The following is a 14,584-nucleotide window of genomic DNA, read 5'->3' as shown; positions in this document are numbered from 1 at the left end:
AATTTATTCAATTTCAGCTTTATCACCATGATTTTCAAGCCAATCACGACGGTCTTTGGCTCTTTTTTTCGCCAAAAGCATATCTAAAATTTCAGCATCATCAAAAGTATTAGAAACTGTAAGCTGTAAAAGTCTTCTCGATGAAACATCCATTGCAGATTCACGTAATTGGATAGGATTCATCTCGCCAAGACCTTTGAAACGCATGATATTTATTTTGCCAGTTAGTTTAGAATTTTCAGCTAAGATTTTTTCTTTTTCATTTTCATCAAGAGCATAAAAGGTATTCTTACCAATATCAACTCTAAATAGTGGTGGTTGGGCTATATAAATGTGTCCACATTCAATAAGTTTTCTAAAATGTTTAAGAAACATGGCACATAAAAGAGTGGCAATATGCAGACCGTCAGAGTCAGCATCGGCGAGTATACAGATTTTATTATATCTTAAACCCGAAATGTCATCGCTATCTGGGTCAACACCAATTGCTGTAGCGATGTTATGAACTTCTTGAGAGTTCATAATGGTATCTGCATCAAGTTCCCAGCTGTTTAGGATTTTACCTTTAAGAGGTAGGACGGCTTGAAAGTTTTTATCACGAGCTTGTTTAGCAGAGCCTCCAGCAGAGTCACCCTCTACTATAAAAAGTTCAGTAGAACTAACATCAGAGCTAATACAGTCTGTAAGCTTGCCGGGTAACCGAATTGAAGTATTCATAATACGCTTACGAGCTGTTTTTTTATCAGCGTTGATTCTTTTTTGAGCAACACTATTAATATTTTCAATAATTTGACGCGCTTCTTCAGGATTTTGGTTTAGCCATATTGTTAGTAAGTCTTTGACAGCAGTGGCTACAAATGATGTTACATCCTTATTGGAAAGTTTCTCTTTTGTTTGTCCTGCAAATTGAGGATTTGTTATTTTTACTGATATTACGTAGTTTAATTTAGCAAAGGAATCATTAGCTGTAACTTTGATGTTCTTTGCTCCAAGAGAGTTTTTTTCAATATACGCCTTAATTGCATCATAAACTCCATTTTTCAGACCTGTAACATGTGTACCATCTTGCGGTGTTGGAATTAGGTTAACATAACTGTTTTTGATACTTTCTAAAGGGTCTTCACACCAGCAAAATACAGCATCTAAATAAGAATCACCATTTGAAAAATTATCTATCATAAAAGGCTCAAGAGGAAGTGTTTCAGCTTCTAATTTATGATCAAGATAACCTTTTAACCCTGTTTCAAAATGCCACGTGATTCTTTCTTTTTTTATTTCATTTAAATATTTAATTGTAAGTGCTTTACATAGTATTGCTTTGGCTTCCAAGAGATTTTTAAGAGCTTTGATATTAACTTTGATATCATCAAAATATTTTTTGTTAGGCCAAAATCTAATTTTAGTACCAGTATTCTTTTTACCAACGCTATCAATGATCTCTAAATCTTTAGTTTTTAGGCCATCTTCAAAAGTTATTTGATAAACATTACCATCACGTTTGATTTCTGCTTCAAGTTTGCTTGACAGAGCATTGACAACGGACACCCCAACTCCATGAAGACCGCCTGAGTGAGTATAGTTTTTGTTACTAAATTTACCACCTGAATGTAGTTTGGTCATAATAAGCTCAATCCCAGACATTTTATGCTCAGGATGAATATCTACAGGCATACCTCGACCATCATCAGCAACTTCTATACTGTTATCATTATATAGAGTGATATTTATTTTACTGGCATGTCCCGCTAGAACCTCATCAACACTGTTATCAACAATCTCTTGTATAAGGTGATTCGGGTTTTCAGTATTTGTATACATACCAGGTCTTTTTTTTACAGGATCTAATCCTGTGAGGACCTCGATAGATTTAGCATTATAATTTTGCATTTATAAATTATTAAATATTTGAAATATATTACTTAGAGTAGATTCTATCATATAATTATTTTAATTCGTAAGCCTAAGACTATAAAGGCTTTGGATATTTACTTCTTAAGGAAGTAACAACTATAAGGGAAGAATATTATTAGTCCAATAAGTGGTAGCAATACAAAAGCAAAAGCTAAAGTAAATTCACTACCAAAATGGATTTGACTAATTACAGCAGTTGTGATTGAGGCGATGCCCATCTGCATAAACCCCATAACTGAAGATGCAGCACCAGCAGTAGTAGTAAAGTTTTCTAATGCTATTGGTGTTAATAAGGGTACACTGAATGATACACCTATGAATGTGAGAGAAAGAACACCGGTTAAAGCTATAGAAAGAGTTAGTCCTGTTAATTTTTGGAAGGCATAAATAAAGAGTATTCCTGATATCAAAGTACAAAGCATACCAAAATTAACTAGATGCTTGTATGCTATTACGCGACTTAATTTTGAGCAAATAATTGATCCTAATACTACTGCTGTAACCATAATTGTAAGTAAGTATAGGAAATTAGCTTTTTCAAGTTTCAATATATTGATAAATATATCTGGAGCTGTAACTAAACATGCGTATATCACACTAATATTTATTCCTAATACAAAGGTTGCAAAGAAGAATTGATGATCCTTAAAAAGAGAGAAGTAGTTCTGAAAGAATGATTTGATAGTCAGTGCATCCATGTTTTTTTCCTTGACAGTTTCTGGGAAAAAAAGTGCTACTTTGATAAATAATAATGTAGCTGCGACTAGTAGGATCCAAAAAATTAAGTTAGGACTAAGAAATACTCCTAAGACAGCACCAAAAGCAGGAGCTAAAGCAAAAGCGATATTCATAATAGCAAATATAGCACCCTGTTCATTAACTTTGAAAGCATCTTTAACAGCGACTGTTGCTATAACCCCTCCAGCTGCGGCACCAAACCCTTGTAGTAATCTTGCATAAATTAGAGTATCAATATTTGTACTAAGTAAACATATTATTGAGCTAATGATAAAAAAGCTTGAGCCTACTAGCATTACAGGCTTACGTCCAAATCTATCTGAAAATGGACCATATAGAAGTTGGCTAACTGAGTAACCAAGTAAATAAGAAGTGATGGTTAGTTGTACGTGTGGATAATCAGTACCTAAAATAGTTTTGATCTCTGGTAACGCAGGAGCATAAATAGTATCGCCAAAAGGTCCTAGTGAAACCATTAGTATTAGAATAAAAATTGATGGTCTTATACCTTTATACATTAGTCAGAGTCGCCTTTACTAAAATCACCAATAATTATAGTAGCATTTTTACCTTTTGGTGTAGGTTGTACTTTGTTAGATGTAACAACTCCTTCAGCTATTGAAGAGTCAGTATTTTCATTTTTCTCAGCCTTTGTTGAGGTATTTAATACCGGGGTTGAGTTTATCATTTCTTGATTTGCTGGGTTTTGTATATCTTTAGTGTTTGTAGCAGTAGCAGTAGCAGTAGCAGTAGCAGTAGCAGTAGCAGTAGCAGTAGCAGTAGCAGTAGCAGTAGCAGTAGCAGTAGCAGTAGCAGTAGCAGTAGCAGTAGCAGACTTTGAGCTAGTGTCGTTTTTGCTGGTTTTATTAGAGTCTACCTTTTTATTTGGTAGAGCTTTTGGAGAGCTTTCAATAGAGCCTGATTTTGGTTGCTCTAGAGGATATATGACTTTGACATTTTTGCCTCTGTTGACTTTGTAGTCGCCAAGGATATTTTCATAAATAACTCTATCACTATGAGCATCGACTAAGTATGTTGTTCCACTGTCAGCTTCTATCAGTATACCTTTTTCAGTTGGAACTAGCTGTCCTGAAATTCCATAATCAAAAAAGTCACTTTTAGGTGTAAGTTTGTATCTACCTAAGTAATCTCCATTCAATGAGTTAAAGAAATGTAGGAAGCCTTGATAGTCAGCAACTACTATTAAACCTTTGTAATAAATGGGAGCAGTTATTTTACGCCATTCTAGTGTACTTTGGGTCCAGACAGTATCTCCTGTTTGGATATCATAAGCCTTGAGTTCGCTATTGGCTTGTGCTGTGAAAATCACACCGTTGTTGATAGCCATATTATTGATTATAGAGGCTTTCTTTGCCCAAAGCATTTTGCCAGTATCTTTATCTAGAGCTACAATAGCTCCTTGAAAAGCAGCGAAAATTAGGTAGTTACCGTATAGCATTGGATTAGCTGTAATATCAACCATTTTGTCAGCTGGGGACGAGCCATGTGCTATGGCAACAGGTAGGTTAATAGTTCTATCGCCACTTTCTAAAGTGAAGCCTAATACTGTACCAAAAGCAGACCCCACCATCACGGTGTCATTAAGTATGATGGGCGATGAGTCACTTGGTAGAGTTATCTCTGGTATGTTATTCGTTACATTCCATACTTTGGATCCATTTGTGGCATCAAAAGATGTTACGGAACCATCATGAGTATGAGTATATAAATGATTACTATATATTGTTGGTTGAGAAAAAATGCTACTTGGAGCATCAGTACGCCATAGTATTTTTCCATCTTTTTGATCAACAGCAGTTAATACACCTTTTACAGACCCAAAAATTACTGCATTTGCTATCGTGTTTGGTTGTGACGATAGTATGGTACCAGTATCATGTTTCCAAATTATTTTACCGTCTGTAATTGATAAACCATAGGCTACACCGTTTTGGTTGGGGACAAATACTGTATTATTTGCATAAGTAGGGGATACATTATAAATGGGTAGTCCACCGTTGCCATTACCTGTTTTTCTACTCCATTTAACTTTTACTTTTGCTTCCTTAGGAGGTTTTTCAGCAAGCGGGGTTGGTGGAGGAACATTACTTGTAGAACAGCTAGTAGCTAATAATGATAGTAGCAATGGAACTATTACTAGAAATAATTTTTTCATGATTAATTGGCGTTATTTAGAAGTTGAGTAATTATTTGCTTGAATTCAGGTGAACTGTTAGGATCTTTTAGAGCTTTGTTCCAAGCTTCTGATGCTTTAGCTTTATCTTTTTTCTCACTATAAGCTTCGCCTAATAACATTAACGGGTATGCATTGCTATCTAGAGAGTTAATGCTTTGAAGCGTACTGATAGCTTTATCTGGGTCATTACTGGATATGTATAGTTTAGCAAGTCTAACTTTTGTAATATCAGTTAAGCTATCATCAGGGTTGCTTTGGACACTCTGTTGTAATACATCAATAGCTTTAGGAAGGTTGGATATATTAATATTGAAACTCTTAGTATCTAGATCTGTTGGAGCCATATATAAATCTGCTAATTGCCAACTAGCAAATATTCCAAAGCTAGTATTTGAATAGTTTTTTGTTACCTCTTCAAATTTTGATATCTTTATACTTGTCGGAGATTTTGGATTTTCGTTTGCAATCAGAGCTCTTTGGTACATATCAGATGCAGCAAACATCTTTTTTTCATTATTCGAGTTATAAAATTGTAAAATTATAGCGCAGATGATAGCTACAATTATTATACCCGCTATAGTATAGAGAGCTTGACTTTGTTTTTTAGATAGATTTTTCATAATTAATTAGCGTCTACAAATTAAGTTTGTTTATAGTAAACTTACAACATCTTAACATAAAAGTTGCCAACGTTCTAAGTTTATTGATTAGATTGGAATGTAATGTTCGAGTCTTTTATGTTAGAATATTGATTTATTTTTCTAAGTTTAATTACTAGTTATTTACATTTAAAAATTATTTGAACATGGCATTAATATCTTTAGCAATTGATTATAAAAAATCCCCAATAGAAGTTCGTAGTGAGTTTGCACTTTCAGGGCTTGATGTATCGATGTTATATAAATCAATATTAGCAATAGATAATGTCATCCATGCGGTTATTCTATCAACATGTAATCGTACTGAAGTATATCTTGAAATAACAGATCTAAGAGTCGTTGATGATGTCTTGGTTTGGTGGCAAGGATATGTTAGAAATCCAGATTTCAAAATAAGAGATTATTTTAAATTACGTCAAGGTACAGAAGTAATTATGCACTTGATGAAACTAGCTTGTGGCTTGGAATCTATGGTTTTAGGAGAGCCACAGATATTAGGACAAGTTAAGGATTCATATACTCTTAGTAAAAAAAATCATGCTATAGGTAAAGAATTAGATAGAGTTTTTCAGAAAGTTTTTGCAACTGCTAAAAAAGTTCGTAGTGAAACTAGAATAGGGCATTGTCCAGTATCTGTAGCATTCTCAGCAATTAGCTTAGCTAAAAAGCAATTGGATAATATTTCTGCTAAAAATGTGCTCATAATAGGTGCTGGTCAAACAGGAGAGCTTTTATTTCGACACGTAACAGCTCTTAATCCTAGGCATATTATGCTAGCTAATAGAACTATAGAGAAGGCCGAAAAAATTACATCTAATTTTAGTAATGCTAGTGCCTATTATTTATCAGATTTGTCTAAACTAATTAAAAAAGCGGATATTATAATTGCAGCAGTTAATGTTACTGAGTACATAGTTAAATGTGAAGATGTAGGAGAAAAGCCAAGAGTTTTTATTGATATTTCTATACCGCAGGCATTAGATCCTAAACTTGGAGATCTAGAGCAGAATGCGTATTACTGCGTCGATGATATTAATAGTGTTATAGAAGGTAATAAAGATAAAAGAAAGCATGAGAGTTCAAGAGCTCAAAAAATTATCGTAAAATCATTAGAAGATTATTTAGAAAAAGAAAAGGCAATTATTTCTAATAGTGCTATTAAGGAACTGTTTCAGAAAGCTGATGGTTTAGTGGATTTATCATTAGAAAAAAGCTTAGCAAAAATAAGAAATGGTAAAGATCCTGAAGAAGTACTAAAGAGGTTTGCTTATGAAATTAAAAAGAAAGTATTACACTATCCTGTTGTTGGCATGAAAGAGGCTTCTAAGCAGGGTAGAAGTGATTGTCTAGTATGTATGAAACGAATGTTTGGTTTAAATGTGGAAAAGTAAATGAAAGATTCTATTAAAGTAAAACTACAGAGTTTGATAGAAAGACATGAAGAGGTTAGTGTTCTTTTGGGTGAGGCTGACGTTATTTCAGATCAGAATAAGTTTAGAGATTTATCGAAAGAGTATTCTCATCTTGAACCTATTGTAAAGGCATTTAAGGAATATACGCAAGCTCTTGAAGATAAAGAAGCTGCTTATGAAATGTTAAATGAGAAAGATGCCGAACTTGTTGAAATGGCAAAAGAAGAGTTAAAGTCAGCTAATGAGGCTATCGAAAGACTTGAGGACGAATTGCAGATACTTCTTTTACCTCGTGATCCAAATGATGACGCTAATATATTCTTGGAAATTAGAGCTGGAACAGGTGGAGATGAAGCATCGATATTCTCTGGAGATTTGTTTAAGATGTATTCAAAATATGCTGAGCAAAGAGGTTGGAAAATAGAAGTTATTTCAGCTAGTGAAGGAGAGCATGGCGGCTATAAAGAAATTATCTCAAAGATAAATGGTGATGGTGTATATTCTCAGTTGAAGTTTGAATCTGGTGCCCATAGAGTGCAAAGGGTTCCAGCTACAGAGTCTCAAGGTAGAATCCATACCTCAGCATGTACTGTTGCAGTTATGCCTGAAGCAGATGAGGTTGAGGGAATTGATATAAATCCTGCTGATATTAAAGTTGATACTTTTAGAGCATCTGGAGCAGGGGGACAGCACGTCAACAAGACTGATTCAGCAATTAGAATTACGCATATCCCAACAGGTGTAGTTGTCGAGTGTCAAGATCAAAGATCACAACATAAAAACCGTGCTGCTGCAATGTCTATGCTTAAGTCAAAACTTCTACAAGCAGAGATTGATAAGCAACAAAAAGAGCAGTCTGATGCGCGTAAAAGTTTAGTTGGTAGTGGTGATAGATCTGAGCGAATTAGAACGTATAACTATCCTCAAGGTAGAGTTACTGACCATCGTATTAACTTAACTCTTTATAAACTTGATGAGGTTATGGAAGGAAGTTTAGATAGTATTATCCAGCCACTAATTTTAGAGCATCAAGCTGATCTTCTAGCAACTATGTCAGATGAGTAATATCTCAATATCTCAACTGTTAGCTTCAGCTGTAGCTAAATTTCCTCAAAGTGACTCATCAATAAAATATGATCTACAAATGATTATTTGCGATGTTTTGGGTGTTGATAAGACTTATCTTTATCTAAATTCTGATAAGCAGTTAGATAATGCCATACTTACAAAAATAAATGGGAAAATTTTACGTCTTTTAGCGGGCGAGCCATTAGCTTATATTCTTGGTTATAAATATTTTTGGAATCAAAAGCTATATGTAACTAAAGATACTCTTATACCCCGAGCAGATACTGAAGTTATAGTTGCTGCAGTGTTAGATGATATACAAGATAATAATGCTCAACTAAAAATATTAGATCTTGGTACGGGCTCTGGCGCGATTGCTTTAGCTTTGGCCGATGAGCTGCCTAAGAGTCAAGTTGTGGCTGTTGATTTATACTCTAAGACTCTAGATGTGGCTAAAAAAAATGCTCATGCCAATAGTATTACCAATGTTAAATTTATGCTAAGTAGTTGGTATGAAAGTCTAGATGGTACTAAGTTTGACATCATAGTATCAAATCCACCATATATAGATATTGACGATGCTAATGTTGATGATAGTGTTAGGAAATATGAACCTTCAAGAGCTTTATTTGCAGGAAGTGATGGCTTAGCAGATATTAGAACAATAATATCCCAAGCAGATGCTTTTCTAAAGCAAGGAGGATATTTATATATAGAGCATGGCTTCACGCAAGCGGATGATATAGCAAGTATATTTTCTCAGTATAGTTTTTGTGACATTCAGACTATTAAAGATTTAAATCATAAAGATAGGTGTACAAAAGCTAGGTTTTGTGGTTATTTATGATACGGATGACCTTCTAATATTGTATAAGCCCTATACAATTGTTCAGCAATAATGATACGTACTAGAGGATGAGGGAAAGTCATTTTTGATATGGATATTTTTTCTTTAGCAATATTCTTGATACTTTGATCTATACCATCTGGACCACCAATTAAAATCACAACATTTGGATTGTTAAATTTCCAATTTTGCATTTTTTCAGCTAATTCTTCCGTTGAAATTATTTTAGAGTTAACATCAAGAATTACTAAGTGATCAGAATCACTAAGTTTAGTAAGGATAGTTTTTGCTTCTTGTTCCATCCAAAGTTTGGGATTACCAGTTTTAGTTCGTTTAGCTATTGGTAATTCAATCAGTTCAAGCGGGATTGATTTGCTTAGGCGTTTTTTGTATTCATCGTAACCGTCACTAACCCATTTGGGTGGTTTTTCTCCTAAAGAGAGTATTCTAATTTTCATAAACTATCTCGTAAAGCACATAAGATTTTCATTTGAAAGTTCTAAGTTAAATTTGTAGTCAGCTACATTGAACTTTTTAATATCACTGATATTTTCTATCCTATTTTCAAGAATGTATCTTGTCATTAAACCACGCGCTTTTTTCGCATGAATCCCTATAGTCTTATATGTACCATTTTTATTTTCCTTAAAATCAATATTTAACCACTTTGCATCTAAAGATTTTTTATCTATTGCTTGTGAGTATTCATTAGAAGCAAGGTTTATCAAAACTTTATTCTGTTGCTGGCTGAAGTATTCATCTAATTGAGCAGTAATCTTATCTTGCCAATACTTATATAGAATTTCTCCATCAATTTTAATTTTTGTACCCATTTCTAATCTATAAGCTTGCATTAAATCAAGAGGGCGTATCAGTCCATACAGTCCAGATAACATCAAAAGATGATTTTGAGCATATTCGATAGTCTCTTTATCTAGTGTATCTGCCTCAAGACCTTTATAAACGTCTCCACTAAATGTGAAAATAGCAGCTTTTGAATTTGACTCGTTATAACTCTTAGGGTCAAAGCTATTATGTTTAGTAAATACTTCTTCAGCTAGTTTGGGACTAATTTTCATTAGCTTTTCAATCTCATCAACTTCATAGTGTTTAAGGGTATTTATAAGCTTAGTTATCTGATCTTTGAATATTGGCTGTGTAAATTGATATTTTGCCGTTGCAGTTTCAAAATTTTGACTTTTAGCAGGTGATATAACTATTATCATGATATTTGTTAACTTTAACTATTTTTGATAATAATACCAATTTATCTTAGATAATGGAATTTGCTTTGTTAGCTTGTAATTTTAGGATATATCTAGTAATATACCTAACGCTGACTTGGTTTCCACGCAATGATAGATTGTGAACCCCGCCAGGTCCGGAAGGAAGCAACGGTAACTTTTGATTCATGTGCCGTGTCAAGGCTAAGTCAGCACTTTTTAGAAAAAGTCAGTATTTTTGATCAGAAATTATATATAATAGTTTTCTATTATGTAAATTGTTTAAACTTTATAGATGTTCAGTACAAAATCAAATATAAAATATCAGATATTTGTTTACCTTTTGATATTCACTTACTTTTTAATTATTAATCTGTGTCAACCTTTGATGATGGATGATCTTTGGCGATCAAATGTAAATGCTCTTCATGATGGAACAGTATGGTTTCACATTAGAAGTGACTATTTCTATTGGACTGGTAGAGTTTCGGCACAATTACCAGTTTATATTCTTTTTAACAAAAGTTACCCTTCTTTGATTTATGTTGTAGATATGCTAAATGCACTTGCACTAACAGTGTTGTTTGTTTACTTATATAAATTAATATTTAGAGATCAAGTTAGTATTCTATCTAGAAAATTCATTATATATGCTTGTCTATTTATGGGTTACTTCATAGAAAATACTTTTTTAGGCAATGCAATGTGGAAGACCATAGGCATTCAATATCTTTGGGGCATTAGCTTGCTTGTATGGGGTTTTTATTTTCTTTTCGTAAAGAACAAGCACTCAAAAGTATTAAGTATTATTTTGGGTATTTTTCTTGGTTTATATAATGAAGCATTTTTCATGGTAATTTTTACCATTTGTTTTTACTATATAATTCATCAAATTGTCAAAAAAGATAAACTAAATAAGAATACTTTATATTTTGTTATACCATTTATAATTGCGGGTATTGTGATGATGATAGCACCTGGAAATTTTGCCAGAACTAGTGGTATGCTTGCTGGGCAATCTCTTTTAGGGTATATATTTCATAATTTATTTGATATAACTATAAAGTTTTTTTCAAAATTTGAACTTTCACTACCATTTATTCTTTCTATATTTATGGTTTTTGCTTTTGAAAAGGATATAAAAACTAAGGTTCTTACAATTTTATGCTTAGTATCGATTTCTCTGACAACATTTCTTATTATGTTTGGTTTAGAAATACGAGTTGAAATGCTATACATGCTTATATATTTTTATATCATATGCAAATACTTATTTCGTTCAGGTTTTTCATATTTATTTGATAAGTTATATTTATTTTTTGTTGTCGCTTTATTATTTTTTGTAGTTAAGTTTTTTTATGCTTATCTTCAATTGGGTTATTACAATCATCTTAGAATGGTTGATGTAAGGCATTATCAACAGATGCATGAGAAAAATATACTTCTACCAAGTTTTCATCTGATGAGACACACGGGTGTAGTTTATTTTGAGCTTATGGAATATTCAGATGATCCAGAATATGTTAAAAGTCAAGGCTGGAACAATGAGCAGTTTGCACAATATTATGGCTTTGATAGTGTCTTTACAAAATAGGATATATCAAAAAAATTATTGATCTAAATCTGTTATGTTAATAATATAGTTGTAGTGATAGTTGTGAATAGTTATTTTTTTATTATTATCACTGTATTTTATTGTTAGAATTTTTTTGCCGTCTTTAGAAGTTAAAATCCTTTTATTTGCTTTTTCTGATACACTAATATTTGTATTAGCAAACATCTCTTTGACAATATTGACAGTTGCCTGGCTTATAATAAACTCTGTGAGGCTTTGTTTAACACCAATATTTTGGTTTGGCATTGGCAGGCTACTACTTTGGATATCTTTACCATTATAGTCAAGCTTAAATAAAGATCCACCCCAGGCTGATAATGCTACCATTATGATATGTTTTGAGTTGGCTTCAATAATCATATTTGTTGTTAGATTTTTTTGTTTGCCATCTTTATCATAATAAGTAGCAGAGACTATTTGCGATATTGTTTTATCAATACCTAGTTGTTGTGGCTGGGGTAGTGTTACAGTTGTATCTGGTGTTATAGCTACCTTTACATCGATTTGCTGTTTTGTTTGCAACAATGAGCAACTGCTTAAAAAGATAAGTATAAAAATAGTTGAAAGAGTTTTACTTTTCATAACCTTGTATCTTAATTGCTATAGGAGCTAATAAAAATGCTACCGAAATACCTATTAGTACAGTTAGACCAAAATATTCAATAGCTGGAGTATTACTTAATGCTAAAAGCCCAAATGATAGTATAGTAGTAATAGCTGATAGTGCTAATGCTAGCATAGTACTACTGAATCTATTATGACTCTCAGCTAAGAATAAAACATAATCCATACTTATTCCTAAAACAAGTATTATCGCAAGGATGCTAAATAATGTCAGAGGAATATTGAGTAATCCAAGGAGTGCTATAGATGTGAAGCATGATAATAATGGTACTACAATATAAACTATAGATTTTCTAAAAGAATATCTAATAGTTAATCCTAACCATAGTAAGACAAATACAATCGCCATTATGTAAGAAATCATATTACGATAATGACCAAAAATATCACTTATCTGACTTACCTTATCAACAATATAAACATTATCGATAGAGCTAAGCAAATTTTGTAGTTTAGCAATATCAATATCTTTTGAAAGTGCTATTGCCACAGCTTTATAATCATTTGGCTGGTCTCCTAACCACAAAAATCTCATCTGTGCTGAAACAGGTTTATCTAACCATGCAGATAGTTCCAGAGGCTTAAATTTTGTGTTTTTAATTTCATCTATAACTTTTACTTGTTGAGCCCCTGAGAAACCTATTTGTTTAAGGTACTCTTGTGGATATTTGGTATTAATAAAGTTTTGTATAAGATTATAGTTTTGTTGCTGCTGCTCTAAGCCTGGTACATAGTCACTTATGCTAATTAGTGGATTTTTAATATTAGCAAAGTTACTACGAATAATGCTTGTTACATGATTCGCTTTTGACAGAAGGGTATTATCATTTTTAGCTAATACGATAATATAGCTGAGACCTATATCACTGCCAATTATGTTTTTAAGCTGTTGTTCTTCATCCTTGAGCTCTTTAGGAGTTGATTGTAATATATGAATATCATCATTTGGCTTTATTTTATATATTCCTGCAATAATTATTATCACTAGAGCTAGTAAGATAAGAATAATTTTTTTTGTACTAATATTTTTCCATAGATTTAGATATTTATCCGTAAGCCTTAATAGAGGAATACTCTTATGGCTTTTTGATTTGATATTGATAATATATGGGAAAAAGCATATCACTGTTAGATATGACACAGCTAAGCCAATAATACCAAAAACTGCTAGTTGATGTAGTCCAGGAAAAGGTGCAATTGCTATAACTAAAAAAGCTATAATAACATTTAAAAGTCCTAATGTTATGCCTTTGGAAATACGATTTAGTCCTGTTTTTGGAGTCCAATTAGCATCAGCTAAAAGCTTTTCAGAATAGTAAAAGAAAGCATAGTCGACAGATATACCAATCAAACTTGCACCGAAAACTAGCGTAAATAAGAAGACACTACCAAATATATAGTGTGTAACAACAAACGCAGCAATAAATCCACAAAGTATTGAAAATAGTGTAAAAAAAAGTGGAATAATTGATCTAAATGTTAGAATTATCAAAATCAAGACGCCTATCATAGAGCCAATACCAATAGTATTTATCTCATGATGAGCATCTTCGGCTCCAGCATTTGCATAAAAGAGCATTCCAGTTTTTAGAACACTAATATGATTTGATTTAATCTGTTTGATAGCATTATTAATGCTTTTGATAATTTCAGTTTGAGTAGTTAATGAAAAGCTTTGTCCTTTAATTTCGGCTTTAATAAGAACATAATAAGTATTGTTTTTTTCGGCTACTAGAAAGCCATTTCTAAGCTTAAGGTTGGAGCTTGGTTTAGGTAAGTTTAAAAGAAAGTTTTGATATGTAAAGAAAGGATCATTATTAAGTAAGTTACGATTAACCACTCCTGTTGGGTTATATATATTTGCTAGAGCATTTTGGTATAGTCTTTCGTAGTTTTTATCAACTAATAGTTGTTGGTCTTTATCGTTAAGTAATTGTAGTCTGTATGGGAAATAAAATTTTGCCCAAGATAATTGCTGGTCTTGGTTTATTCCAGTATTTACCGTTGTGAAGTTATTACTTTGTTCTAGTAAATGGCTAAACTTTGCTGCAGCATTTGTAGCTTTAGTTTGATCTTTAGAACTTATTAAAAATACAACATCATTACTTATACGGTCAGAAAACTTATTTGATGCTGAGGTAAGTTCAGGCGAGGTCTCTTGGTTTGGTAACAAAGATAGAATGTTTGTATTTAAGTTTAGTCCTTTTGTAATGATGGCTATAAATAGGGTTATGCTACTTAGAACAATGACACTCCAAATAATAAGACGGATAAGATATTTATTAATCAT

Annotated in this window: 11 protein-coding genes, 1 other RNA gene and 1 pseudogene; 5 read left to right on the top strand and 8 right to left on the bottom strand. The window is 32.5% G+C overall.

Annotated elements, in window-relative coordinates:
• Nucleotides 1–3 precede the first annotated feature (3 nt).
• The 4 genes and pseudogenes from parE to FQ699_RS01520 form a co-directional block, all read right to left on the bottom strand.
• The gene (gene parE / locus FQ699_RS01535; RefSeq protein WP_146420833.1) at nt 4–1,887 is read right to left on the bottom strand and encodes a DNA topoisomerase IV subunit B; all 1,884 of its coding nucleotides are present in this window, start codon (nt 1,885–1,887) and stop codon (nt 4–6) included.
• 98 nt (nt 1,888–1,985) lie between these two features.
• A complete protein-coding gene (locus tag FQ699_RS01530; protein ID WP_146420832.1) occupies nt 1,986–3,167 on the bottom strand; it encodes a multidrug effflux MFS transporter in 1,182 nt (393 codons plus the stop codon).
• A 403-nt stretch (nt 3,168–3,570) separates the two neighbouring features.
• Nucleotides 3,571–4,825 (bottom strand): annotated as a pseudogene (bamB, locus tag FQ699_RS01525) (outer membrane protein assembly factor BamB); the annotation flags it as partial.
• Nucleotides 4,826–4,827: 2 nt separating this feature from the next.
• Nucleotides 4,828–5,466, bottom strand: coding sequence for a YfgM family protein (locus tag FQ699_RS01520; RefSeq protein ID WP_146420830.1), 639 nt, complete (start codon nt 5,464–5,466; stop codon nt 4,828–4,830).
• Nucleotides 5,467–5,651: 185 nt separating this feature from the next.
• Between FQ699_RS01520 and FQ699_RS01515 the strand changes: the two genes are divergently transcribed.
• The 3 genes from FQ699_RS01515 to prmC are packed head-to-tail and all read left to right on the top strand — an operon-like array spanning nt 5,652 to nt 8,832.
• Nucleotides 5,652–6,896, top strand: a complete 1,245-nt coding sequence (locus tag FQ699_RS01515; RefSeq protein ID WP_146420829.1) for a glutamyl-tRNA reductase — start codon at nt 5,652–5,654, stop codon at nt 6,894–6,896.
• Nucleotides 6,897–7,982 carry a peptide chain release factor 1 gene (prfA, locus tag FQ699_RS01510; protein WP_146420828.1) on the top strand — a complete coding sequence of 362 codons (1,086 nt, stop codon included), beginning with the start codon at nt 6,897–6,899 and terminating at the stop codon, nt 7,980–7,982.
• Entirely contained in the window at nt 7,975–8,832 is an 858-nt protein-coding gene (gene prmC / locus FQ699_RS01505) for a peptide chain release factor N(5)-glutamine methyltransferase (protein ID WP_146420827.1), read from the top strand. The genes prfA and prmC overlap by 8 nt, the downstream gene beginning before the upstream one ends.
• Here the strand turns inward: prmC and rlmH are convergent.
• Entirely contained in the window at nt 8,823–9,290 is a 468-nt protein-coding gene (rlmH, locus tag FQ699_RS01500; RefSeq protein WP_146420826.1) for a 23S rRNA (pseudouridine(1915)-N(3))-methyltransferase RlmH, read from the bottom strand. The genes prmC and rlmH overlap by 10 nt on opposite strands.
• A 3-nt stretch (nt 9,291–9,293) precedes the next feature.
• Nucleotides 9,294–10,058, bottom strand: a complete 765-nt coding sequence (gene yaaA, locus FQ699_RS01495; protein ID WP_146420825.1) for a peroxide stress protein YaaA — start codon at nt 10,056–10,058, stop codon at nt 9,294–9,296.
• Nucleotides 10,059–10,171: 113 nt separating this feature from the next.
• Between yaaA and ffs the strand changes: the two genes are divergently transcribed.
• Nucleotides 10,172–10,268, top strand: an RNA gene (gene ffs, locus FQ699_RS01490) — signal recognition particle sRNA small type.
• An 82-nt stretch (nt 10,269–10,350) separates the two neighbouring features.
• Nucleotides 10,351–11,649 (top strand): DUF6056 family protein, encoded by a 1,299-nt coding sequence (locus FQ699_RS01485; RefSeq protein WP_146420824.1) that lies wholly within the window; start codon nt 10,351–10,353, stop codon nt 11,647–11,649.
• Between the two features lie 15 nt (nt 11,650–11,664).
• On the opposite strand, the gene FQ699_RS01480 is transcribed toward FQ699_RS01485, so the two are convergent.
• Nucleotides 11,665–12,252: a DUF3261 domain-containing protein gene (locus FQ699_RS01480; protein ID WP_146420823.1), complete on the bottom strand. Its 588-nt coding sequence runs from the start codon at nt 12,250–12,252 to the stop codon at nt 11,665–11,667.
• On the bottom strand, nt 12,242–14,584 hold the full coding sequence (locus FQ699_RS01475) for an MMPL family transporter (RefSeq protein WP_146420822.1): 2,343 nt from the start codon (nt 14,582–14,584) through the stop codon (nt 12,242–12,244). Before FQ699_RS01475 ends, FQ699_RS01480 begins: the two co-directional genes overlap by 11 nt.

The sequence above is a fragment of the Francisella salimarina genome (assembly GCF_007923265.1).
Taxonomy (GTDB): Bacteria; Pseudomonadota; Gammaproteobacteria; order Francisellales; family Francisellaceae; genus Francisella; species Francisella salimarina.
This window is presented reverse-complemented; position numbering and strand designations above follow the sequence as displayed.

Excerpts from the sequence above, each read along its gene's own strand:
- FQ699_RS01475 (WP_146420822.1), bottom strand. The coding sequence starts at position 14,584 with ATGATTAATAAATATCTTATCCGTCTTATTATTTGGAGTGTCATTGTT.
- prmC (WP_146420827.1), top strand. The coding sequence starts at position 7,975 with ATGAGTAATATCTCAATATCTCAACTGTTAGCTTCAGCTGTAGCTAAA.
- yaaA (WP_146420825.1), bottom strand. The coding sequence starts at position 10,058 with ATGATAATAGTTATATCACCTGCTAAAAGTCAAAATTTTGAAACTGCA.
- rlmH (WP_146420826.1), bottom strand. The coding sequence starts at position 9,290 with ATGAAAATTAGAATACTCTCTTTAGGAGAAAAACCACCCAAATGGGTT.
- prfA (WP_146420828.1), top strand. The coding sequence starts at position 6,897 with ATGAAAGATTCTATTAAAGTAAAACTACAGAGTTTGATAGAAAGACAT.
- FQ699_RS01485 (WP_146420824.1), top strand. The coding sequence starts at position 10,351 with ATGTTCAGTACAAAATCAAATATAAAATATCAGATATTTGTTTACCTT.
- FQ699_RS01520 (WP_146420830.1), bottom strand. The coding sequence starts at position 5,466 with ATGAAAAATCTATCTAAAAAACAAAGTCAAGCTCTCTATACTATAGCG.
- FQ699_RS01480 (WP_146420823.1), bottom strand. The coding sequence starts at position 12,252 with ATGAAAAGTAAAACTCTTTCAACTATTTTTATACTTATCTTTTTAAGC.
- FQ699_RS01530 (WP_146420832.1), bottom strand. The coding sequence starts at position 3,167 with ATGTATAAAGGTATAAGACCATCAATTTTTATTCTAATACTAATGGTT.
- FQ699_RS01515 (WP_146420829.1), top strand. The coding sequence starts at position 5,652 with ATGGCATTAATATCTTTAGCAATTGATTATAAAAAATCCCCAATAGAA.
- parE (WP_146420833.1), bottom strand. The coding sequence starts at position 1,887 with ATGCAAAATTATAATGCTAAATCTATCGAGGTCCTCACAGGATTAGAT.